Source organism: Peptostreptococcus canis, from assembly GCF_014229965.1.
Classification (GTDB): Bacteria; Bacillota; Clostridia; order Peptostreptococcales; family Peptostreptococcaceae; genus Peptostreptococcus; species Peptostreptococcus canis.
The window spans coordinates 103,136-125,530 of the sequence record NZ_JABGBW010000001.1 but is presented as its reverse complement, the minus strand read 5'-3'; the positions used below and the strand labels follow the sequence as shown (position 1 = coordinate 125,530).

Annotated in this window: 23 protein-coding genes; 8 read left to right on the top strand and 15 right to left on the bottom strand. The window is 28.8% G+C overall.

Features of this window, described 5'->3' with window-relative positions; genetic code table 11:
• Positions 1-19: 19 nt before the first annotated feature.
• Both HLB29_RS00595 and HLB29_RS00590 read right to left on the bottom strand, forming a co-directional pair.
• Complete coding sequence (locus tag HLB29_RS00595; RefSeq protein WP_185623224.1) at positions 20-532, bottom strand: DUF2273 domain-containing protein; 513 nt, start codon at positions 530-532, stop codon at positions 20-22.
• A 12-nt stretch (positions 533-544) separates the two neighbouring features.
• A complete protein-coding gene (locus HLB29_RS00590) occupies positions 545-1,279 on the bottom strand; it encodes an Asp23/Gls24 family envelope stress response protein (RefSeq protein ID WP_185623223.1) in 735 nt (244 codons plus the stop codon).
• A gap of 202 nt (positions 1,280-1,481) precedes the next feature.
• Here HLB29_RS00590 and HLB29_RS00585 point away from each other — a divergent pair, with 202 nt between their 5' ends.
• The gene (locus HLB29_RS00585; protein ID WP_185623222.1) at positions 1,482-2,156 is read left to right on the top strand and encodes a PepSY domain-containing protein; all 675 of its coding nucleotides are present in this window, start codon (positions 1,482-1,484) and stop codon (positions 2,154-2,156) included.
• Positions 2,157-2,225: 69 nt separating this feature from the next.
• Positions 2,226-2,801, top strand: a complete 576-nt coding sequence (locus HLB29_RS00580) for a manganese efflux pump MntP (RefSeq protein ID WP_185623221.1) — start codon at positions 2,226-2,228, stop codon at positions 2,799-2,801.
• 88 nt (positions 2,802-2,889) lie between these two features.
• Here HLB29_RS00580 and trxB read toward each other — a convergent pair whose 3' ends face one another.
• The 7 genes from trxB to HLB29_RS00545 all read right to left on the bottom strand — a co-directional run bounded on the left by trxB (position 2,890) and on the right by HLB29_RS00545 (position 11,585).
• Positions 2,890-3,813: a thioredoxin-disulfide reductase gene (gene trxB, locus HLB29_RS00575; RefSeq protein ID WP_185623220.1), complete on the bottom strand. Its 924-nt coding sequence runs from the start codon at positions 3,811-3,813 to the stop codon at positions 2,890-2,892.
• Between the two features lie 118 nt (positions 3,814-3,931).
• Positions 3,932-5,317, bottom strand: coding sequence for a glucose-6-phosphate dehydrogenase (zwf, locus tag HLB29_RS00570; RefSeq protein WP_330604292.1), 1,386 nt, complete (start codon positions 5,315-5,317; stop codon positions 3,932-3,934).
• Positions 5,289-6,725: an NADP-dependent phosphogluconate dehydrogenase gene (gene gndA / locus HLB29_RS00565; RefSeq protein ID WP_185623219.1), complete on the bottom strand. Its 1,437-nt coding sequence runs from the start codon at positions 6,723-6,725 to the stop codon at positions 5,289-5,291. The genes zwf and gndA overlap by 29 nt, the downstream gene beginning before the upstream one ends.
• A 103-nt stretch (positions 6,726-6,828) precedes the next feature.
• Positions 6,829-8,073, bottom strand: coding sequence for a Y-family DNA polymerase (locus HLB29_RS00560; protein WP_185623218.1), 1,245 nt, complete (start codon positions 8,071-8,073; stop codon positions 6,829-6,831).
• A gap of 226 nt (positions 8,074-8,299) precedes the next feature.
• Positions 8,300-8,764 carry a dCTP deaminase/dUTPase family protein gene (locus HLB29_RS00555; protein WP_185623217.1) on the bottom strand — a complete coding sequence of 155 codons (465 nt, stop codon included), beginning with the start codon at positions 8,762-8,764 and terminating at the stop codon, positions 8,300-8,302.
• An 81-nt stretch (positions 8,765-8,845) separates the two neighbouring features.
• Positions 8,846-10,048 (bottom strand): FprA family A-type flavoprotein, encoded by a 1,203-nt coding sequence (locus HLB29_RS00550; protein ID WP_185623216.1) that lies wholly within the window; start codon positions 10,046-10,048, stop codon positions 8,846-8,848.
• Positions 10,049-10,397: 349 nt separating this feature from the next.
• Entirely contained in the window at positions 10,398-11,585 is a 1,188-nt protein-coding gene (locus tag HLB29_RS00545) for a cation:proton antiporter (RefSeq protein WP_185623215.1), read from the bottom strand.
• A 280-nt stretch (positions 11,586-11,865) separates the two neighbouring features.
• Here HLB29_RS00545 and HLB29_RS00540 point away from each other — a divergent pair, with 280 nt between their 5' ends.
• On the top strand, positions 11,866-12,813 hold the full coding sequence (locus HLB29_RS00540) for a diacylglycerol/lipid kinase family protein (RefSeq protein WP_185623214.1): 948 nt from the start codon (positions 11,866-11,868) through the stop codon (positions 12,811-12,813).
• Positions 12,814-12,957: 144 nt separating this feature from the next.
• On the opposite strand, the gene HLB29_RS00535 is transcribed toward HLB29_RS00540, so the two are convergent.
• The 3 genes from HLB29_RS00535 to HLB29_RS00525 form a co-directional block, all read right to left on the bottom strand.
• Entirely contained in the window at positions 12,958-14,424 is a 1,467-nt protein-coding gene (locus HLB29_RS00535) for an aldehyde dehydrogenase family protein (protein ID WP_185623213.1), read from the bottom strand.
• Between the two features lie 605 nt (positions 14,425-15,029).
• Positions 15,030-15,596: an N-acetyltransferase gene (locus HLB29_RS00530; RefSeq protein WP_243155054.1), complete on the bottom strand. Its 567-nt coding sequence runs from the start codon at positions 15,594-15,596 to the stop codon at positions 15,030-15,032.
• A 15-nt stretch (positions 15,597-15,611) separates the two neighbouring features.
• Positions 15,612-15,791, bottom strand: coding sequence for a hypothetical protein (locus HLB29_RS00525; RefSeq protein ID WP_185623212.1), 180 nt, complete (start codon positions 15,789-15,791; stop codon positions 15,612-15,614).
• Positions 15,792-16,253: 462 nt separating this feature from the next.
• Here HLB29_RS00525 and HLB29_RS00520 point away from each other — a divergent pair, with 462 nt between their 5' ends.
• Genes HLB29_RS00520 through HLB29_RS00505 form a run of 4 tightly spaced genes read left to right on the top strand, consistent with a single transcriptional unit; the run spans position 16,254 to position 18,989 of the window.
• Complete coding sequence (locus tag HLB29_RS00520) at positions 16,254-17,405, top strand: aminotransferase class V-fold PLP-dependent enzyme (RefSeq protein WP_185623211.1); 1,152 nt, start codon at positions 16,254-16,256, stop codon at positions 17,403-17,405.
• Positions 17,406-18,506, top strand: a complete 1,101-nt coding sequence (gene yedE / locus HLB29_RS00515) for a YedE family putative selenium transporter (protein WP_185623210.1) — start codon at positions 17,406-17,408, stop codon at positions 18,504-18,506. It begins immediately after the preceding gene.
• A gap of 50 nt (positions 18,507-18,556) precedes the next feature.
• Complete coding sequence (locus HLB29_RS00510) at positions 18,557-18,760, top strand: sulfurtransferase TusA family protein (protein WP_185623209.1); 204 nt, start codon at positions 18,557-18,559, stop codon at positions 18,758-18,760.
• Position 18,761: 1 nt separating this feature from the next.
• Positions 18,762-18,989 carry a putative Se/S carrier protein gene (locus HLB29_RS00505; RefSeq protein ID WP_185623208.1) on the top strand — a complete coding sequence of 76 codons (228 nt, stop codon included), beginning with the start codon at positions 18,762-18,764 and terminating at the stop codon, positions 18,987-18,989.
• Between the two features lie 100 nt (positions 18,990-19,089).
• Here HLB29_RS00505 and HLB29_RS00500 read toward each other — a convergent pair whose 3' ends face one another.
• Complete coding sequence (locus HLB29_RS00500) at positions 19,090-19,512, bottom strand: SRPBCC family protein (RefSeq protein WP_185623207.1); 423 nt, start codon at positions 19,510-19,512, stop codon at positions 19,090-19,092.
• Between the two features lie 255 nt (positions 19,513-19,767).
• Between HLB29_RS00500 and HLB29_RS00495 the strand changes: the two genes are divergently transcribed.
• Entirely contained in the window at positions 19,768-20,130 is a 363-nt protein-coding gene (locus HLB29_RS00495) for a hypothetical protein (RefSeq protein WP_185623206.1), read from the top strand.
• 327 nt (positions 20,131-20,457) lie between these two features.
• Here the strand turns inward: HLB29_RS00495 and HLB29_RS09825 are convergent, their stop codons facing one another.
• Together HLB29_RS09825 and HLB29_RS00485 are read right to left on the bottom strand one after the other, a co-directional pair.
• Positions 20,458-21,153, bottom strand: a complete 696-nt coding sequence (locus HLB29_RS09825) for a TraX family protein (protein WP_185623205.1) — start codon at positions 21,151-21,153, stop codon at positions 20,458-20,460.
• On the bottom strand, positions 21,150-22,181 hold the full coding sequence (locus HLB29_RS00485) for a hypothetical protein (RefSeq protein ID WP_185623204.1): 1,032 nt from the start codon (positions 22,179-22,181) through the stop codon (positions 21,150-21,152). Before HLB29_RS00485 ends, HLB29_RS09825 begins: the two co-directional genes overlap by 4 nt.
• Positions 22,182-22,395 lie beyond the last annotated feature (214 nt).

Here is a 22,395-nt window from a genome sequence, read left to right as displayed (position 1 = left end):
TTTATTTTCCTCCCAAAAATTATCTAAACTTCTTTACCACTAAATCCACAAATGAAATTAATCTGGGATTTTGATCAAAAAATTGTCCTATTATATTGGCTATTAATACAATAGTCGTTATTAAAAGGGTTTTTAAAAAACCGATTGACAGTATTAATATAGATATTATAATTCCTATTATAGTTCCTTTAAACGTATTGGGATTATTTCTATAGGATTTTATTATATAATTTTCCATAAATCTATTAAAGAAACTATTTCTATTTGACGAATATTTATTTCTTTTATTTTCATCAAATTTGAAATCAGAATATGATTTATCATCTTCACTTTCATATTCACTTTTGTAATGCTCTCCATAATCAAACTGTCGGTAATCATCATATGTATCATTTTCAGAGGTTTTGCTGTTTTCATAGATGATTTTGCTTTTGAAAACAGGTTTTTCTTTTCTTTTTATTTCACCTATATATTCATTTTCCAGATTGATGCCTTCATCAAAATCTTCTATATGGTAATTTTCATCTATCAACAGTATCACCTCCTAATTAACTCTTTTCTTTTTTTCTTGATAATTCTTTTGATTATTGACTACAGATTTGCTACTATTGTTTCCGTTGTCTTTTTTTACGTTTGTTTTAGTGTCTTCTCTTTGTTTTATATCATAAAACTTTATATTTACTTGCTCTACTTTCAACGACAGAAATTTTTCCAATGAAGAATGGACATATCTCTGTATTTTATTACAGAAATCATTGATACTCATATAATTCTTATTATTTTCTGTTGAATCTTCTTTCTGATTCTCTACCCTCTCTTCTAAATTTATTTCTTTTTCTTCATAATATCCTTTTCTTCTGCAAAGTTCCTCATTTAGACCGCATTTTATATTAACAATTATACGAGATTCACCATTTTTATCATCTCTTATTTTTGTCGATATTGTGTGCTCTAATACTTCATCAAAGCTATTCAGAGAATTTTCAACTACCTTATTTATAGCAGTATCAGAAATTGAAACATTTCCTGAGTCTTCAAATAGAGTAAAATATCTTTCCGAAGTTCTTTGTAGAACTGTTGTTATTATTTTTATAAAACTGATAATTACTACAAGAGATGAAAATAAAGTTATTGTTATCTCTCCGTACTCTAAACTTAATATTTTTTGACTTAATATAGAAGCGAATCCAATATCGAAATTTGCCGAATAAAGTATCAATACCATCAATAAAATAACTAAATAGTATATAACACTTAGAGTTTTTTTCAATTTAGACACAGATTCACCTCCTACAAAAAACAATATTTCATTTATAGTTTATCATATCAAGTTTATAAATGGAATAGAAAATAATATAATACCTATACTTTAAGTTAATTTATAATATTTTATTAACTTATTACAGATTTGATATTTATATTCAACTATTTATATATATATTGTATAATAATGTGTATCAATGATATTTTAGGAGGTTTTTATGATAATAAAATTAATAAAGAGAAATGCCGGTAAAATATTGGCTTTATCCATATGCACTTCTATGGGGCTTACTTTAGTGGGATGTAAGAATTCATCAGATAAAGATTCAAAAAAAACAGAAATCCAAAACTTTATTGATTTGCGAACTTCTGATATAGTAAATCAACAACAGGCACTTTTAAGATTTACAACTGCCAATAAAGCAGGTAGCGTTCACTCAGTTGAATTAAGGTTAGTGGAAGATAAATATATGTACACTGTAGATGCCGTTGCTAAGAATAAAAATGAAGTAATTCTTACAATCGACGGAAAGACTGGAAAAGTTGTAAACACAAAGGATAACGGGCCTGTTTCTCAATCTATAAAAGGAAATTATATAGACTTTGTACCTGTAATGGATGTAGATAAGGCAGCTGATTCTGCAATTAGAAATTCAAAAAATAAATATATCCAGGTTTTAGGGTATAAACTTTTTGGAAATAATGGCACTAATATATATAAGTTCACTTTAGGAAATGGTGACTCCAAAAATGTTAAAACTGAAACTATATATATAGATGGAGTTACTGGAGAGTTACTTGATCAGGAAAGTATTACTGAATCTTCAGGTTCTTCAAATAATTCAGCTTCTACTACAGGTGGCTCTAATTCAAATACTGCAGCGGAAAATTAGAGGTTATTAAGTATTTTTATTAAATTTTTTAATGATGTTTAGATGTTTTTTTTAAAGGATGTTTTATTTATGAACTTTGTAAATTTAATAGGTATTGGTATCGGGCTTAGTATGGATGCATTTGCAGTCTCGCTCTGTAAGGGACTCTGTCAAAGAACTATGCAGTGGAAAAATGCATTTATAATCGGTCTCAGCTTTGGATTTTTTCAGGCTGCTATGCCACTTATAGGTTTCTTTTTAGGTTATCAATTTTCCGGATTCGTAAACGGTATCGGACATTGGATAGCATTTATTTTACTTGCTTTTATCGGTGTACATATGATTAGAGAATCCGGAGAAATAAAATCTGATGAAGAAGTCTGTTGTGATATTAAGGGCGAATTAAAATTGGATCTTAAAAATATACTTGCTCTTTCAATAGCAACAAGTATAGATGCACTTGCTATTGGAATTTCATTTGCACTACTTGAAATTAATATTTTTAGTGCAATATCCGTAATAGGAATTATTACATTTGCAATTTCGATTGTAGGAGTTTTTTTCGGTTTCAAATTTGGTTCAAAATTTAAATCAAAATCGGAAATTTTAGGTGGACTAATCTTAATCATAATAGGTCTTAAAATTTTAATTGAAGGGATTTTATAACCTTAATCTTACTATAAAAATAAAACAGATAGAATTCAGTATAAATGTACTCTATCTGTTTTTTTATCATTTTTATATCGTTATAATTTTAGTGCTCCAATATATATTTTTCTGCAGAGTGCACCGCTATAGCACCATCTGCTGCTGCAGTTATTATTTGTCTTAAAGATTTTTTTCTTATATCCCCTACAGCAAATATTCCAGGAATATTTGTCTCACAGTTTTCATTGGTTATTATATATCCCTGTGGATCTAAGTCAACTAAATTCTTAACTAAATCGGATGTCGGTATTCCACCTATAGCAATAAATAATCCATCTAATTCTATAGTTCTTTCTGAACCGTCAGTCTTATCTACCGTTACAATTGCATTTAATTTATCGTCACCCTGAATTTCTTTTATAGTGCTGTTCCAAACAACTTCCACATCGGATTCAAATAATCTTGTCTGTAGAGTTTTATTAGCTCTAAGCTCATCTCTTCTGTGTACTAAGTAGACCTTTGAAGCAATTCTGGATAGATATAATGCATCTTCTACAGCAGTATCTCCTCCGCCATTTACTGCAACAACTTTATTTCTATAAAATCCACCATCACATATCGCACAATAACCTACACCTCTACCTGTAAATTTTTCCTCATTCGGTATTCCTAATTTTCTGGAAGTTGATCCCATAGATAGTATTACCGTTTTGGTAAGAATTTCTTCTCCTCCTGTGACTAATTTTTTAGTCCCATCTTCTAATACTTCTATTGAGTCTACTCCTTTGTAATCTATTTTAGCACCAAATTTTTTTGCATGTTCCAACATATCATTAGATAACTGAATACCATTTGTTTCAGGCAGTGCAGGATAATTTTCTATATCACTGGTAGAAACCATCTGACCTCCATGAAAAGATTTTTCCAGTATTAGAGTTTTCAATTCGGCTCTTCCCCCATATACACCGGCTGTCATTCCACCTGGTCCACCACCTATTATCACTATGTCATAAATTTCTTTTTCGCTCATAATGTCCTCCTATTTATAAATCATTCAATTTATTATTTACAAAAATACGGATTATTTCTTTCAAAAATAACTTTAATACTATGATACCCTATTTTTTTAGTTTTTAATAGTCATTTTATTATAAAGCCTCTTTTGGTCCTTTTGTACCCTGTTCATACATATATAATTTATTTGAATATTTTTTATAAGAATCAATTATGTTGTTTATATAATTCCAACTTAATTCTATATGATTCCATTGTGAAAAAAGGCTTCTGTCCGACTCCATACAAGCATATAATAATCTTTCATATGCTTCCGGAGTGTTTTCTCTATTCTCCAGTATACAACTTTGACAAAAATCCATACCGACTTTTTCTATTTGATTTTCAGTTCCCGGTTTCTTTATATTGAAATCCAGTTTTACACCTTCATCGGGTTGTATTTTGATTATTATGCTATTTCCACCGGCATTTTTAGACATGGATTTAAAGCTTATTACCACTTCACTTTCTCTAGTATGAAGTTTTTTACCTGTTCTTAAAATAAATGGTACTCCTCTCCATCTATCATTGTCTATTTCTACTTTTAGGGATACATATGTCTCTGTAGTTGAATCGGAATTTACCTTTTCTTCTTCTCTGTAACCCTTATATTGCCCCATTACTAAATTTTCATCTATATTTTCAGAAATAATAGGCTTTAGTGATTTAAATACCTCACCTTGAGCTTCCTTTATCATATAACTGGATGAATCTTCTGGTTTTTCCATGGCTACTATTGACATAATTTGAAATAAATGATTTTGAACCATATCGGCAAGGGCACCACTCTTATCATAATATCCGCCTCTGCTATCTACTCCCACACTTTCATATGCATTTATTTCTACTTTTTCTATAAAGTCTTTATTCCATACTCCGGAAAATATAGCATTTTCAAACCTTAAAGTCATTATATTTATTATCATTTCCTTACCGAGATAATGATCTATATGATATATATTTTCATCCTTGAAATATTCTCTAAGTGAATCATATACTTTCTCCGCAGACTCTATATTTTCTCCAAATGGCTTTTCTATTATTACCTTGGTTTTTCCTGTGCAACACTGAACTTTCTTTAGTCCATTCGTTATCGGTAAAAATAGCTGTGGAGATACGGCATAATAATATATAAGTTCTGATTTTATTATACCCTGATTATTTAAAAAGTCTATTAATCCATTATAATCTTCTTCTTTACTCATATCCATTTCATAATAATGTATAAGTTCTTTAAACTCATTGAAATCGGATTCGGTATATTTTAGCCTCGAAAAATCCTTCATCCAATCTCTAACTATGTTTTTATAATCTTCCTGAGAATAGTCTCTTCTTCCTATTCCAACTATTCTATAATCTCGAGGAAGCTTTCCCAGACAAAATAGATTATATAACGCCGGAAATAACTTTCTATAGGCCAAATCTCCGGTTCCTCCAAATATTACTATTCCATTATTTTTCATTGTTTTCAATCCATTCATAGTGGAAGCTACCCTCCCTGTCTAATCTTTCAAAAGTATGTGCACCAAAATAATCTCTTTGTGCCTGAATTAAATTGGCACTACTTCTAGATGTTCTATAGGTATCTATATATCCCAATGCAGAAGACATTGCACTCACCGGAACGCCTTGCTGAACGGTTATTGATAAAAGTCTTCTTAAATCCTCCAACCCGGTATTTATCTCATTGGAGAAAAATTTAGTAAGTATAAGATTATCTACATCCGATTCTGCTACAAATGCATCGGATATATCATTTAAAAATTTTGCTCTTATTATGCATCCACCTCTGAATATCTTTGCTATTTCTGAAAAATTCAGATTCCAGGAATATTCTTTTTCAGCAGCTTTAAGCAATTTAAATCCCTGTGCATAAGATACTATTTTTGATATATAAAGACTATTTTTAACTAATTTTATAAGTTCTTTTCTGTCCATATTCAAATTGATATTTAGATCTTGATTATTTCCTACTGTGTTTTTAAATATAATATTCTCGGCTTTTGTCCTTTCATCCTTTAAATTAGACATAAACCTGGCATTTAATGCAGCAGAAATAACTGATATATCAACACCTAAATCTATTGCTTCCAAATTTGTCCATTTTCCGGTTCCCTTTTGAGATGCCTTGTCCATTATATTATCCAGTAAATATGTTCCGTCATCTTCTTTTACTTTGAATATATTTGCAGTTATCTCTATTAGATAACTTTCGAGTTCACTTTTGTTCCAATCCTCAAATACCTTCTGTATTTCATGATTGTTTAATCCGCCTATATTTTTCAATATTGCATAGGCTTCACTTATAAGCTGCATATCAGCATACTCTATTCCATTGTGGACCATTTTTACATAATGCCCCGAACCATCTTCAGAAATATATTTACAACAAGATTCCCCATAGGCTTTGGCGGATATATCTTCAAATATATCCTTTACATATTTATATGCTTCCTCAGTTCCTCCAGGCATTATCGCCGGTCCAAATCTTGCCCCTTCTTCTCCCCCGGATATTCCTACACCCAGAAAATTTATGTTTTTTTCCTTTAAATAATTTGTTCTTCTTATAGTATCCTTATAAAAAGAGTTTCCCCCGTCTATAATGATATCTCCTTCTTCAACGATATCAATCAATTGCTCTATAAGCATATCCACCGGTTTTCCGGATTTGACCATCAAGAATATTCTCCTTGGTTTTTCCAAAGATTTTACAAATTCTTTCAAACTATATGTCGAGGTAAAGTTTTTATGAAAATTTTCTTCCATAACCTTATCTACAACAGAAATCGTTCTATTGAATATAGATACTCTATATCCATTGTCTGCCATATTCAAAGCGAGATTCATTCCCATAACCGATAATCCTACTACACCTATATTACTATTCATATTTCTCTCCATTCAAATTAATTTATTTATAATCCTTCATATGCAAATTTCATATGCAAAATAATTTGTATATTATATATTTACATAAATTTATATACCCTATTTATAAGTATATAATACCATTTTTTTTCTTTTTTGATGTTCCCCCTTCCATATGAGAAATATAATTATCTATAAAAACCGCTCTCTGCACAGAATCTTCTCCATATTTTTCCCTTATAGAGTCCAGTGCCTTGTATAGTTTTTCTTCCTTTGATGATATTTCATCAAAAAAATTCATCTGTTCAAATATTTCACCCTCTACTTTGCCGGTAGAAATTCCTATATGTCTAAGAGGTTTCCCATTCCATAATTCCTCAAATAAAATAACCGCCTCATGATAAATTATGCTTACTTCATTACTTTTATTTTTCATTTTCTTCTGTTTATGATATCTATTAAAGTTAGAATCGACCAATTCAATCGATACAATCATGGCTTTCATATTTCTTTTTCTTAGTCTCGCACACACGGTTTCACATAAAGATAAAATTGCCAGATTTGCATTTTTCGTATCACAGATATCACTAGGTGCAGTCATTGAATTACCTATTGATTTATTCTTAGTTTTATTTTTTAAAAATTCATATCCATCTTTTCCATTGGCATGATTATGTATAATTTCACCATATTTATTCAACTTTTTTCTTACTACTTCTATATCCATTTTTGCTAAATCACCAATCGTATAAATGCCCATATTTTTCAATTTCATAGAAGATTTTCTTCCCACAAAAAATAAATCTTCTATAGGAAGTTTCCACAATTTTTCTTCTATTTCATCTTCAAATAAAGTATGAGTTTTATCCGGTTTTGAAAATTCCCCTGCCATTTTAGCTGTTGCCATATTATTCCCTATGCCAATATTTACAGTAAACCCTAACTCCAATCTTATTCTTTCTCTTATTCTATTTGCACATGAAATAGGTTCCCCGAATAATCGACCTGTTCCGCTCATATCTATAAAAGCTTCATCTATGGAATATTGATATACATTTGGAGAATACTCTTTTAATAATTTCATCAATAAATTGGATTGTTCGACATATAAATCAAAGTCGGCCGGTACCGTATATAAGAGTGGACATTTTTTTCTTGATATATTTACCGGTTCTCCTGTCTTTACTCCAAATTTTTTAGCCATACTGCTCTTGGCTAATATTATTCCGCTTCTTCTACTAGGATCTCCAATTATAGCCGACGGTATTTCTCTTAAATCCATTGCTTTGCTGTCTTCTCTTAATCTTCTAACCGACTCCCAACTCAAATAAGCCGAATTCACATCGACATGAAAAAATATCTTTTTCATAAATTAAAATTCACCTCCAACTTAAAGAACATACGTTCTTTTTTTATTATAACATAGTTGGTTGCATTGTTAAATTCTTTTAATTTATCAAAATAATATTATTAAAATAAAAAAAATGACCTAGAATTAATCTAGATCACCTTTTTTGTTTTTAGACTTTAATTCGTACACGAATAACACTATATATTATATCACTTTTTAAGTGAAATTTAAAGTCCATTTTAAACTATTTTCTGCCGGTAGAGCCTACTCCTCCCAGTCTTTCTTCAGACTTAGGTGAATCATTATCAACTACCAGATATTTTACAAATATTCCCTGTATAACTCTTTCTCCAGCCTTTATAACGACTTCTTCATCAGTTAGGTTTCTCAACATAAAACCTATATTTCCATCATTATCGGGATTAGAATAATAATCCGAGTCTATAATGCCGGTTGTATTTGCTAGTACAAGCCCTCTCTTCATGCCTATCGAGCTTCTCACGTGAGTAGTCAATACTTCATCCGGTAACATATAAGCTTTTACATCTGTAAATATAACATCAGATTTACCTCCAGGTGGAATAACAATATCTACCGGAGTACAAAAATCATATCCCGCTGACTTAGATGTACCTCTTTGGGGCATTACTATATTCATATTTGGATATTTTCTATGTTCATCCGATACTATTTCAAATCCTCTAATCATTTTTATCTATAGCTAAATGCTATCTCCTTTTTAAATAATTTTTCAGCAAATATATTTATACACAATCCGATTAATTATATATTATTCTGCTTTTAATAATCCGGCCATTTCCTTAGCCATTTTCTTTAATCCTTCTACATCATCTTCTTTCATCGTTCCCTTAGTTTCAACTACAGTAGGAACAACCTCGAAATTTCCACCTTCTGAAGCGAATTCTGAAAGCTCTTTAACAGCTCCGCCGCTCCATCCATAAGAACCAAAAATTCCCAATACATGGTTATTTAATTTATTCATTTTCAATGTATAAAGCAATTGATTTACATTAGGATATACCGAATTGTTATAAGTACAACTTCCTATTATAACGCCTTTATATTTCCATATTTCACTCAATATATATGAAACATGTGTTTTAGAAACATCAAAGACTTTTACATTCTTAATTCCTTCTTCGGCAAGGAATCTAGCTAGATAATCTGCCATTTTTTCAGTATTTCCATACATTGAACCATAAGCAATTACCACACCCTCTTCATTCACTTGATTCGCATATTTAATATATTCATCAACTATACGATCGGGATTTGTTCGCCATACTATACCATGAACAGGACAAATTATATTTATATCTAACGCCTTAACTTTCTGAAGTGCTTTAGCTGCCTGCTTAGAATATTTTCCTACTATATTAGAATAATATCTTCTCATTTCATCCTGGAAAAACTCGAAATTCATTTCATCATCAAAAATAGTTCCATTTAGGGCTCCAAATCCTCCAAAAATATCCTGTGAAAATAGTATTTTATCAGTTGACTCATAACTTACCATAGATTCCGGCCAGTGAACCATAGGAGTATTCACAAAAGTAAGTTTTCTATTTCCTAAATCAAGAGTATCTCCATCTTTTACTTCAACGAAATTTCCTATTTCAATATCCAAATAATCACTCATCATGCTCTTAGTCTTTTTATTGCCCACAATCGTTACTTCAGGATATAAATCTCTTACTGTCTTTATACATCCGGAGTGATCCGGTTCCATATGATGAACAACTAAATAATCTAAATTTCTTCCTCCCAAATTATCCTTAAGAGAATCGATAAAACCATCTACCTTAGTTATTTTAACTGTATCTAAAAGTGCTGTTTTTTCATCTGTTATTAAATAAGAGTTATAAGCCACTCCTTCCGGCAAAGGCCACATATTTTCAAATAGATTTGTTTCTCTATCATTCACACCCATATAATATAGGTCCTTTAAAATTTCTACGGAAACTGTATTCATTTTTTTTAAATCTCTCCCTTCTATTTTTTAAAATTTAATATTATTATAAATTATTATCATTACCTACCATACATTATACAATAATTGTTATTCCTTGTCTATAATAGTATTGTCAATGCTCTCAGGATGAAATTTTCCTAATATTTAAACTATTTTATTTATAAAATATAAAAAACCGCAAAAACAATTTATATTTAAAGTACAGAAATAATTTAAAATTTCAGTTGTAATATAAACGCTTTTTACGGTTTTTATGATTTTAAAATTACAATTTTTTGCACATAGTTAACCATATGCTCACAATAGCAATATACTATTATATATAGAAATATTTACTACAAAATACTTATCAAATAGCTTCAAGGCTATCATTATTTTTCTTGCTCATAGTGTATTTTAGTACAACAGGAGTAAGTATAGTTGTAATAACCACCATCAATATTATAGGAGAAAACATATCATGGTCTATCAACCCTAAATTATAACCTTTCTGAGCTACAATCAGAGCTACTTCTCCTCTTGAAACCATGCCAATTCCTATATTAACGGCTTCGTGTCTGGTATATTTACAAATTCTCGCTCCTAGTCCAGCACCCAAAATCTTGGTGAATATTGCTACTGCCAATAATATTATTGAAAATACAAGCATTGAACTCGAAAAAGTATCAAGCTTTGTTTTTAAGCCTATACTCGCAAAGAAAATCGGTGAAAAAAATAAATAAGACATTATATTCATTTTTTTAACTATTTCATTACGTATACTAAACTTGCTAAATATCATTCCGACCAAATAAGCACCGGTTATATCTGCTATCCCTACATATTCTTCAGAAATATAAGCAATAAATAACACTAATGCAAATACATATACCGTTATTTGCCTTCTATTGGTTTTTAAATCCAGCAACCTGGCTCCATACATGATAATAATCCCAAAAATAAACATTGCAATAAAATATACAAGAATTTTTATTAATACCGTAGAAATACTTATACTTGAATCCTTAAAACTAGTTACAATAGAAAGTATAATTATACCTATTACATCATCTACTATTGCAGCTCCTAGTATTGCATTTCCTATTCTTCCTGTGAGATGCCCTAACTCCCTTAATGCCTCTACTGTAATACTAACAGATGTGGCAGTAAGTACGACACCTACAAATATTGCTTTTAATAATTCCTGTTCTGAAGCCGGATTTACATGGAAAAACCAAAAATAAGATAAAAATCCACCTACTAATGGTATAATCACTCCAAACAGAGCTATAACTAAGTAAGATGCTCCCTTTTTTTTAAGCTGATTCAAATCAGTATCCAGACCAGCCATAAACATCAAAATTATTACACCTAATTCTGCAACCTCATCTAAAAATTTTGTATCATGAACAATTCCTAACACTGAAGGACCTATTATTATACCCGCTAGCAAAGCTCCCACGACTTGAGGTAACTTAATTTTTTCAGTAAGTCCGCCAAAAATCTTAGTTGAGAGCAATATAATAGCAATACCAATCAAATATTTAAAATCTAGCAAAACATCCCCCTCCTTTTCTCTTTTCTATTATACATCAGTAATATCTAAAACTAAAGTAAAAATATCGTTTTCCAAAAATTACATAACGATATGAAAATTTTTGATATTATTGAACTTTATAAAATAGTAAGTTATTTTACTTTTTTAGTATACTAATAATATTATTAAAAATCAAGACCGGAATAGGAATTATATAATAATCTATTTATTTAACATCAATTTAATATTTATGATATAATAAAAAAGTCGAAATTGAAAATAATATAGAAAAGGTGAAAATATGAATATAGATTTAAGCATCGTCGTGCATAAGGGTTCAGGTGGAAATACCGGCGAAAAAGTCTTAAACCAATTAATAGAAGTCTGTAATAAAAAAGAAATTAAATATGATATACATGTATCTGAATATAGAGGACATACTATAAAATTAGTGCAAAATATAGCAAATAATATAAGAAAAAACGAGAGGTTAATAATAATAGGAGGAGACGGAACACTAAATGAAGCGGTAAATGCTTTAAAGCAAATAAAATCAAATGTTCCCATAGCATATATTCCAGGAGGAACGGGCAATGATTTTGCAAGAGAACTAAAAATAACCAAAAACATGGATTTTTATATAGATTCTCTAAATTCATTAAGTTCCCCAAATACATTGGAAATAATAAAATGTCGCAATTTAAAAAATAACACGGAGATTTATTCCATAAATAGCATTGGATTTGGAATTGATGCACTTATAATATACCTGGCATCTAGTGGCGATAAGAAAAATCTATTTAAAAAAATAGGTTTAGGTAAGTTATCTTATTTTGTATATTTATTCGAGGCGATTAAAAAACATAAAAAATTTGATATAGAAATAATCAAAAGTGACGGAAATATACTTAACTACAGTAATGCACTGATCTCTATAATAACCAACCATCCTTTTTTTGGTGGAGGAATAAAAATAGATCCATTATCCTCCAGCAATAATCACGAATTAGGTCTAGTCATTGCAAATAATATAAAAATAACTGACTTAATTAAAATTGTATACAGGATAATTACACATGGAGATCATTTTGAAAAATATGATAAAATATTCAGAATTTCCGACAATGAAATTTCCATAAAAATAAATCAAAATCAATATATGCAAATAGATGGTGAAAAAAGCGAACCTCAAATACACGAATTACATTTTAGTATATCTACACATCCATTCTGGATATGCAGAAAATAATTGACAATAAAGAAACGACTCATAAGATCAAATTTTTCTTTTATCAAAATAGAATCATTAAAAAATAAGCATTCTATATTGGTAAATGTAAAAATATCGAATTATGAGTCATTTCTTTATTTTTTTATGAATAAATATGTATGTTTAGTAAAAACCACTTCCCTTACCGGTAAGATCTATCATTATATTTTTGGCTTGAGTATAATGGTCTAGTATCATTTTATGAGTTTCTCTACCTATTCCGGATTGCTTTATTCCACCAAATGGAGCACCTGCTGGAATCTGATTGTAAGTATTTACCCAAATTCTTCCTGTTTTTATTCTTCTTGCCACATCAAGAGCAGTATCTATATTTTTAGTGTATACTCCTCCACCCAATCCATATATTGATTCATTTGCCATTTTTATAACTTCTTCTGCATCCTTGAACTTTATAATAACGCCAACTGGACCGAAAATTTCCTCCTGTGCAACAATCATATCATTTGTTACATCTACTAATAAAGTTGGTTCTACAAAAGCACCATTTATCGAGCATGCTTTTTTACCGCCAACTGCGACTTTTGCACCTTCATTTTTACCTATTTCAACATAATTTAATATCTTTTCCGCCTGTCGAATATTTATCTGTGAACCCATTACTGTATCTTCATTCATCGGATCTCCAACTTTAATATTTTTAAATCTTTCCACTGCTTTTTGAATAAACTCATCATATATGCCCTCTTGAACAAAAATTCTGGATCCTGCACAACAAACCTGTCCCTGATTAAATAATATTCCTAGCTGAACACCATCTAAAGCCTGTTCTATATCACAGTCATCAAAGAATATATTGGCCGATTTACCACCCAGTTCCAATGTTGCCGGAATAATTCTCTCAGCCGCTGCAATACCTATTCCTCTACCAACTTCTGTAGAACCTGTAAACGCCAACTTATCCAATCCTTGATGTTGAACTAAATAATCACCGGATTTAGATCCTTTTCCTGTCACTACGTTTACAACTCCGGCAGGTATTAAGTGACCAATAAGTTTCATCAATTCCAAAATCGATAAAGATGTAGAGCTAGAAGGCTTTAAAACAGTAGTATCTCCAGCTGCGATTACAGGGGCCAATTTCCAAGCTGCCATTAAAAATGGAAAATTCCAAGGAACTATCTGTCCCACAACTCCTATCGGTTCTCTAAGTACAATACTTAATTTATCTCCATCAAGAATATTAGCAGAGCCTTCTTCACTTCTTATCACACCTGCAAAATATTTGAAATGATCTGCGGCTAGCGGAATATCTATATTCTTTGTTTCTCTAATAGGCTTACCATTATCCAAAGTTTCTACCTTGGCTAAAAATTCAGCATTTTTATATATTATATCCGCTACCTTATCAAGTAGATCCGCTCTCTGTGAAGTAGTTGTTTTTCCCCAAAACTCAAAAGCCTCTTTTGCAGCATCCACAGCATCGTCAACATCACTATTCGAAGCATCCGCAATTTCCGCCAAAAATTCTCCATTTGCCGGATTATAAGATTTTAAAACGGCTCCATCCGAAGCATCCCTCCACTCGCCATTAATATATAATTTATACTTTTTTTCAGTTAATATTGACATAAAATACCTCCATTTTTTCAATATAATTATACTTAGATATATTCATCTTAATATTTATATAAAATTTTTATCTCCAATGTATTGATATTTAATTTTATATATTTAATTTTTTATATGAAATATCTTATACAGAAAAATACCCCTTAAACGTTTTCCCAAACAATTTTATATGGTTAATTTTTTAATAATACCTTTTATTATATTTAAATATCGCAATTCATCCCCATATATTTTATACCTTTTGCTATTGATAACATAATATAAAAACATAAAAAATTTACATTACTAAATTTTCCTTAAGATTTCTTTAGTTTTTTTTTATATTAAACTCACTTTCAATTCAAAAATGTTTCATTAAATATTCAAGTAGATATTATATCATTATGATAGTAGGATATAGTTTTGACAGATAACATATATACCAATAAATTCATGGTATAAATATATAATTTACTTAGTACTTAAAGAATTGGTAAGCTAGGACATACAATATAAATACACACTCACTTAAAGAAAAAAGGCTGGATAAATCCAACCTTTTTTCTTTAATGTCATACTTTTAATGTTTATTCTTATTTTTCCTTACGGTTTATCTCTTAAAATTCTTATTCTACTTCTACCCAGTGATATGCTATTCTTTCACTTCCATCTTCCACTTTTATTTTTCCACATTTTTTAAATCCATTTTTTTCAAAAAGTTTTATCATTATAATATTATTTTCATGAGTATCTATTCTTATATTTGAAGTATACATCTTTGCATAATTCAAAATAGTATTGAAGACACCTTTAAATTTCCCATCACTTGCTATTCTATGTAATGTGCCATACTCTTCATTGTTTAGCCAATTGCCATCCTTTATAATAGAATATGTCGGATCTTCTCCTATTACGAATACAAAAACTGCTCTAACAACTCCTTCATTTTCAACAACATAACAATTTCCCATAGCTATATCCTTTTCAAAGTGAGCTTGTTGAGGATATTCTTCTTTCCACTGATTAGGGTTTCCCATATTTTTCATAAAAGATTTAGCAATATATACTATTTCCATTATTCTTTCAATATCTCTAATATTAGCTTTTCTAATCATAAATTCTCCTGCCATATCAATTTTAATAGGTTGCTTATCTATAGTTTTTATTATTTTACCTCTATAAAAATATATCATAAATAAACTCTAAAATCATATTTCTATATCTATCCCTAAAACTCTTGCAAACTCACCTATTTGCATACAATCCATTCCATCGATAGGATTATCAAGTTCTAATATCTCCTGCATTTTTTCATCACTTATGTTAAGAGCACAAGCAACTACACTTACAGTTAATCCCTGTTTTTCCATAATTTTATAATAATCCAAAATATTTCCTCCAAACTATAACTTTTAAATAAATATTGATATTCCAATTTCAATTTGACCGCTATCTGATGTCAAGTAGTCAGTTTTCAGCTTAATATACATATCATAATATCATACATATCTATCCTCCAGTAAAAAGTATATTTACACATTCTTTCTAAATTATATCACAATATAATTTCATATGTTCATTTGTAAAGTCAATAATACGAAGCTCTTTTATCTATTTAAAATATATATCGTATCAAAAATCAAATCATGATTCTTATTTCCTTTTACATTTTAAACTATTAATTTTTTCTATAATCAAAATGTTAAGTATTAAATAAATCTATATTTATATCCTATTATATTTATAAATGTTAGAATTAACTATATAAAGTTATTTATTTGTAAATACATAAAAAAGGATTATAGATTGCCTTTATTAATCTAAATATAATTAGTAAGGAGGTGTAATAAGTGTATTATTTTGACAATGCCGCAACGACAAAAAATAAACCTGAAAAAGTAATTGAAGCTGTTATAAATGCTATGAAAACTGCCGGAAATGCCTCCAGAGGTGTGTACAATGAAAGCCTATCTTCAGATAGGATTATTTATAGTGCAAGAAATTCAATATGTAAGTTATTTAATGCCGATAATCCAAGGCAGGTAGTTTTCACAAAAAACTCTACAGAAGCATTAAACATAGCTATAATGGGAATTTTAACACCATCAGATCATGTTATAACAACAGAAATGGAGCATAACTCAGTACTAAGACCGTTAAACTATTTAAAGCTTGAAGGCTTAAAAGTAGATTATATTCCAATGGATGAAAAAGGCAATCTAAAATATGAATGTATTGAAGACTTTATCAATGATGATACTAAAGCTATTATTATTAATCATTCATCCAATGTCATAGGCAATATAAACGACTTGAAAAAAATAGGAGATCTATGTTTAAAACATAAATTAATATTTATCGTCGATGCTTCACAAACAGCAGGTTCATTTAAAATCGATATGAAAGAAATGAGTATCGATGTGCTTTGTTTTACTGGACATAAATCATTATTAGGACCTCAGGGCACTGGAGGATTATGTGTCTCAGAGAAAATAGAAATAAAACCATTTATTGTAGGTGGAACCGGTGTGCAAACTTATAATGAATATCAACCTGATAAAATGCCTACAAGGTTGGAAGCCGGAACTCTAAATACACATGGTATTGCCGGTCTGATTGCAGGAATTGAATACATTAATGATAATGGCATGGAAAATCTAACTAGAAAGTCTCAGGAGCTTGCTAAATATTTCTATGAAAGTATCAAAAATTTTCCTGGAATCAAGTTGTATGGCGATTATTCCGATCACTATTTGAGGTCTCCAATAGTCGCTTTTAATATTATGGATTCTGACTCTTCGGAAATCAGTATGATATTATCAGATGAGTATGGAATTTCTACCAGACCCGGCGCACATTGTGCTCCTTTATTACATAAGTCTTTCGGCACTGTGGATCAAGGTATGGTAAGATTTAGTTTTTCACATTCAAACACAAAAGAAGAGATTGAAGTTGCAATTAACGCAATAAAAAATATTATTGACGAAATAGGGGGAAAATAAATGCAATTATTCGAAAGTAAAAAAGGTTTATTTATACTGGGTATTATAGCCGGTATAGGTTCAGCAATACTTGCTTTTTTAGGAAATCCTAAAAATATGGCGTTTTGTATCGCTTGTTTTATAAGGGATACTGCAGGAGCTATGAAATTTCATCAGGCAGAAGTGGTACAGTACTTTAGACCTGAAATTGTAGGAATTATTCTAGGTGCTTTTATAATATCACTATACAAAAAAGAGTATAGATCTACAGGTGGATCTGCTGCTCCAATCAGATTTCTTTTAGGAGTAATTATGATGGTTTGTGCACTTGTATTTCTAGGTTGCCCATTGCGTATGATTCTTAGAATGTCATCCGGTGATATCAGCTCATATATAGGTTTAGTAGGATTTGTAGGAGGAGTATACACTGGAGTAGTATTCTTGAAAAAAGGATTCTCACTAGGTAGATCATATACTGTAAAAAAGGAAAGCGGATATATTCTACCGGTTATCACAGTTGTTTTATTTGTTTTAAGCATAACTGTTACTTCTCTTTTTGCCTTTAGTAAAGAAGGTCCTGGAAGTATGCATGCACCGATAATAGCTTCATTGATTGTTGGTATTGTATTCGGTATTATAGCACAGAAAAGCAGAATGTGCTTTGCCGGTTCTATAAGGGATATATTCCTACTAAAAGATTTTAGTCTTTTCAGTATTATTGCAGGTATATTTGTAGTAATGTTAGTATTTAATGTAGCTACAAATAACTTCAAATTAGTTTCATTTGGACCAATCGCTCATGCACAGACTCTTTGGAATATACTATCTATGTATGCTGTAGGATTTGCCGCAGTTTTATTGGGAGGTTGCCCACTTAGACAATTAGTCATAGCATCAACAGGATCATCTGACTCAGCTATCACTGTGATTGGTATGTTTGTAGGTGCTGCATTTGCACATAACTTCGCTTTAGCATCTGCACCGGCTGCACTTGAAACGGCAGAAAAAGCGGCTGCAATCGGTGGACCTGGACCAAATGGAAAAATAGCAGTTATTGTATCTATAATAATATTATTTATAGTAGCTGTATGGGGTTCTAAGAAAAAGAAAGAAATCAACTAAATATAGAATTATAATCATATAAATACTTGTAATTTTGAAGGAGTAGTAAAATGAAAGAAATAGACGTAAGAGGATTATCTTGCCCTGAACCTGTACTAAGAGTTAAAAATGAACTTGATTCGGGTGAGGAAGAATTATTAGTAATAGCTAATGAAGCACATACAGTAAAGAACATCACAAAGTTTTGTGAAAAACTAGGTAAAAAAGTTACTACAGAAGAAGTAGGGCTAGAATATAAATTAGAGATAAAGTAAAATGACAAAACAAAAATATTTATACATAACTTTTTTTGTCACATCTGAAGCAATAGCGACAGAACAGGCATTTAAGAAAAATGACATAGAAGGAAAACTGGTTCCTGTACCTAGAGTTCTTTCTACCGGATGTGGTATTGCTTGGCGTGGTATTCCTGAAGAGAGACAAAAAATAGAAACTGTTCTTTCAAACAATGGAATAGAATGGGACAAAATAGAAGAATTATAAAAACTATTAAACCCATTGATACAATCAATATATACAATCAAAAAAGGAAGTATTGGCTATATGCTTTTACTTCCTTTTGTTAATTTTATTTAATTCTCATTTATGGCTTTTGAATAAAACTTGCTTCTTCACAGTTTAACGCCCTCTTTAAATCCCTAAAATAAAGTTTCTGTTGTTTTCTTAAATACAAACCTACAAATGGCCTAAATATAAGCTTTTTGGAAACTACACTTTCAGTAAAATCCAATGTTGTTTTATCTTCTTGTGAATAAAATTTTCCTATCCAAGTTCCCTTAATATTTTCATTCTCTATTTCAAAAGACCAGCATTGATATTTTACAAATTCTGTAACCTTAAAATGTGTTTCTATTCCATCCTTTGTAATCTCTAAAAAATTTTTCTCATCTATAATTTTTATATTTTGTAAATCACTTCTCCAAAAAAAATCATTAAGGTCCGTTACCTTATTCCATACTTTTTCTATTGGACATAAAAAAGTAACCTTCATATTTGCAATTGCCATAGTGGTTTCCTCCTACAAATTCTAATTTATTAAAAACTTCTTTTTTTGCTATAGTATACATGAAAAATAACCTTTACAAATTGATTTTATCATTATATCAGAATTCCTCTCTTTTTTATTTATTTTTGTAACATATGCTATAAATACATTACATTTTATTTATAATGTTTTTATTTTAATGAATAGTAAAAACAAACTTTATATATTACTTAAAACATGTTAACATTAAAATCAGCAATTGTGGAGGTGTTTTATTTGAATAAAAAGAAAAGTTTGAAATTTTACACATTGGTTGTTATTGTTATTCTGTTATCCAGTTTATTTTATTTTAATAAAAACAGTTCAGTTGATGATTTTACATCAACTAGATATGATAAAAACCAGCTTTTAAAAATAGATATAAAGGATATTGATGAAAAAAAAATTCGTTTGCAAGATAAAAAATATTATTCAGAAATGTATATAGATGTTGTTAATAATATCCCTAGTGAATATGATTTTTCAGAAGAATCTTATAGAAAACTATCAGATGATAAAAAAGAACAGGTTGATTTAATAAAAAAATTAGAGAAAATAGCAACTATTTTGATTAAACAAGAAAATCAAAAAAATAATTAACGCGAATGAGAGAGTAAGGCGTTTAGGTAAGTTTAGAGTTTATGAAAATCAACAATAGAATATTATATAAATAACAATAAAAAAAGAACAAAAGATTTCTCGTCACCTAGGCGTGTTCGGGACTTTCACCCGTTATAGTGCGCCCATGGCGCGTAAACAAACAGGAGAACTAGATTCTTTTTAGTATCTCCTGCAGTAAATATTTAAATTTTAAAAACCGACTAATCGGCAGACTAGACATAGAAGGCTAAATTACAGAAAAACTCTATATACTCAAATTAATTTGTTGTTGGAATTATTACAATTCAATACATGATATATAAAACATTATATAATTGATTTTAAGATATATATAATTATAAAATGTATTGGATAGAATAAATAAAATACATATTTAATTATATTTTTTCTTTTCACACTAACATTTAAACTATTACTTAATTTATTATTATATAAATTTATTAATAAAGTAATTATTATTGGTATATAAAATACTTTTGTCCATAATATCCATATAAAAAATAAATTTAATGATTTAGTCATTTTATTTTCTCTAAATATAAAAAAATTCAAAGCCAACAGTAATCCAAAAATATTATAATCAGCATAACGCAACATTATAATAGCAAATATTATAACTACAATTATTGTTATAATAAAATTTTCTTTAAAAACTCTAAAAATACTTATTGTTATTAACACAAGTAATAATGACAGCATAATATTTCCTATGGAACCTTCACTTTCACTAAATATAAGTCTGTATGGAATTTCTGATATTATCATCATAATAAAAATTCTAATTAAATATTTTTTTAAATTTTTTGTATGTATAAATCCTTCTACCAACAAAAAAATTATAATTGGAAAAGTTATGTTACCTATATCCATAAGTATACTTGCTTTATCTCCATAAATGGGTTTTATCAATGCATATGTAAAATGCTGTATAAACATACAAGTTAGAGCTATTATTTTTAATTGTTGTGAACTTAATAAATTTTTTATTGATACATTATTCAATATTTATTCACCCCTTTAAAATAATTTGATTTAATTACAATTGTTTCAACTACATTATTTTCATCACTGATGACCATTACTTCAGATTCAGAATTGACTTTTGAAGATAAATCATTATTACGAATTATATTTTTAAATACACTTCTATCCTTATCAAAATATTTCGAAAGTTTATATGATAAACAATCAAATTTCTTATCGTCCCCTGCATAATCAACATATAAAATACGTGAATCTTCACTTATTTTAAGTTTATATATATTATTATCAATTTTTATTTTAATATTACTGTCTTTATCATTTTCATTAGAAATTCCTTTAAATCTTCCAGATAATATATTCTCTTGTTTTTTATCATTTAATATTTTTTTATAATTATTATATGATTTATAAGTTTGACGAAACTCTTTATCCAAACTAGTATCATTTAATATATTACTAATATCACTTTCTTTAAGATAATATTTTGTTCCATTTGAAAATCTATCCGAAATATTTTCTGTAACTCCTTTTATAGGTAACATAAAAATAAATAGTAAAAAAAACAATAAAAAATATATTTTCTTTATTTCTACATTTAATTTTGTATACTTATCAACATCTAAGCCTATTTCCTTTTTTAAAAAAAAGCCATATACCATTCCCATAAAATTTAAAATTACTAAATCAAATGCTAATGGAGATATACATATTGAAAATTTAAGTAAATTATATAAGAAAGAAATAATTAAATAGATTTTAAAAATTTTGTTTACACTACTACTTGTCTTATATAAATAAAATCCTATTGGTATAAAAATAAATAAATCAAATAATGCCATACATAATATTAACATCAAATCTGCTCCAAAAAAATATGCATTCTTATAAAATGATGAAAAAACAATTTCATGACTGTTAAATTTTATAATCTCAGGCACATCAACAAATGTATATTTACCAAAAATATCAGTTAAAATTAAAAATATACAATATATTATAATTATAAAAGTCATTATATATTGCGTTTTAAATCTAATTCTAATCATAATTACTCCTTTATTAAGTAAATTTTTAAATAATCCCTTTTCTATATCTTTTTAAGAGTTATATACTTACATAATACTTACACATCAAACATTAATCAATGTTTTTATTTGATACATAATTAATTAATAATTCACATTTATAATTGAATTTTATTGTATTTAAGATATAATATTAATTGAAGATGTTTCAAAAATAAACACTATTAGTTTTTTA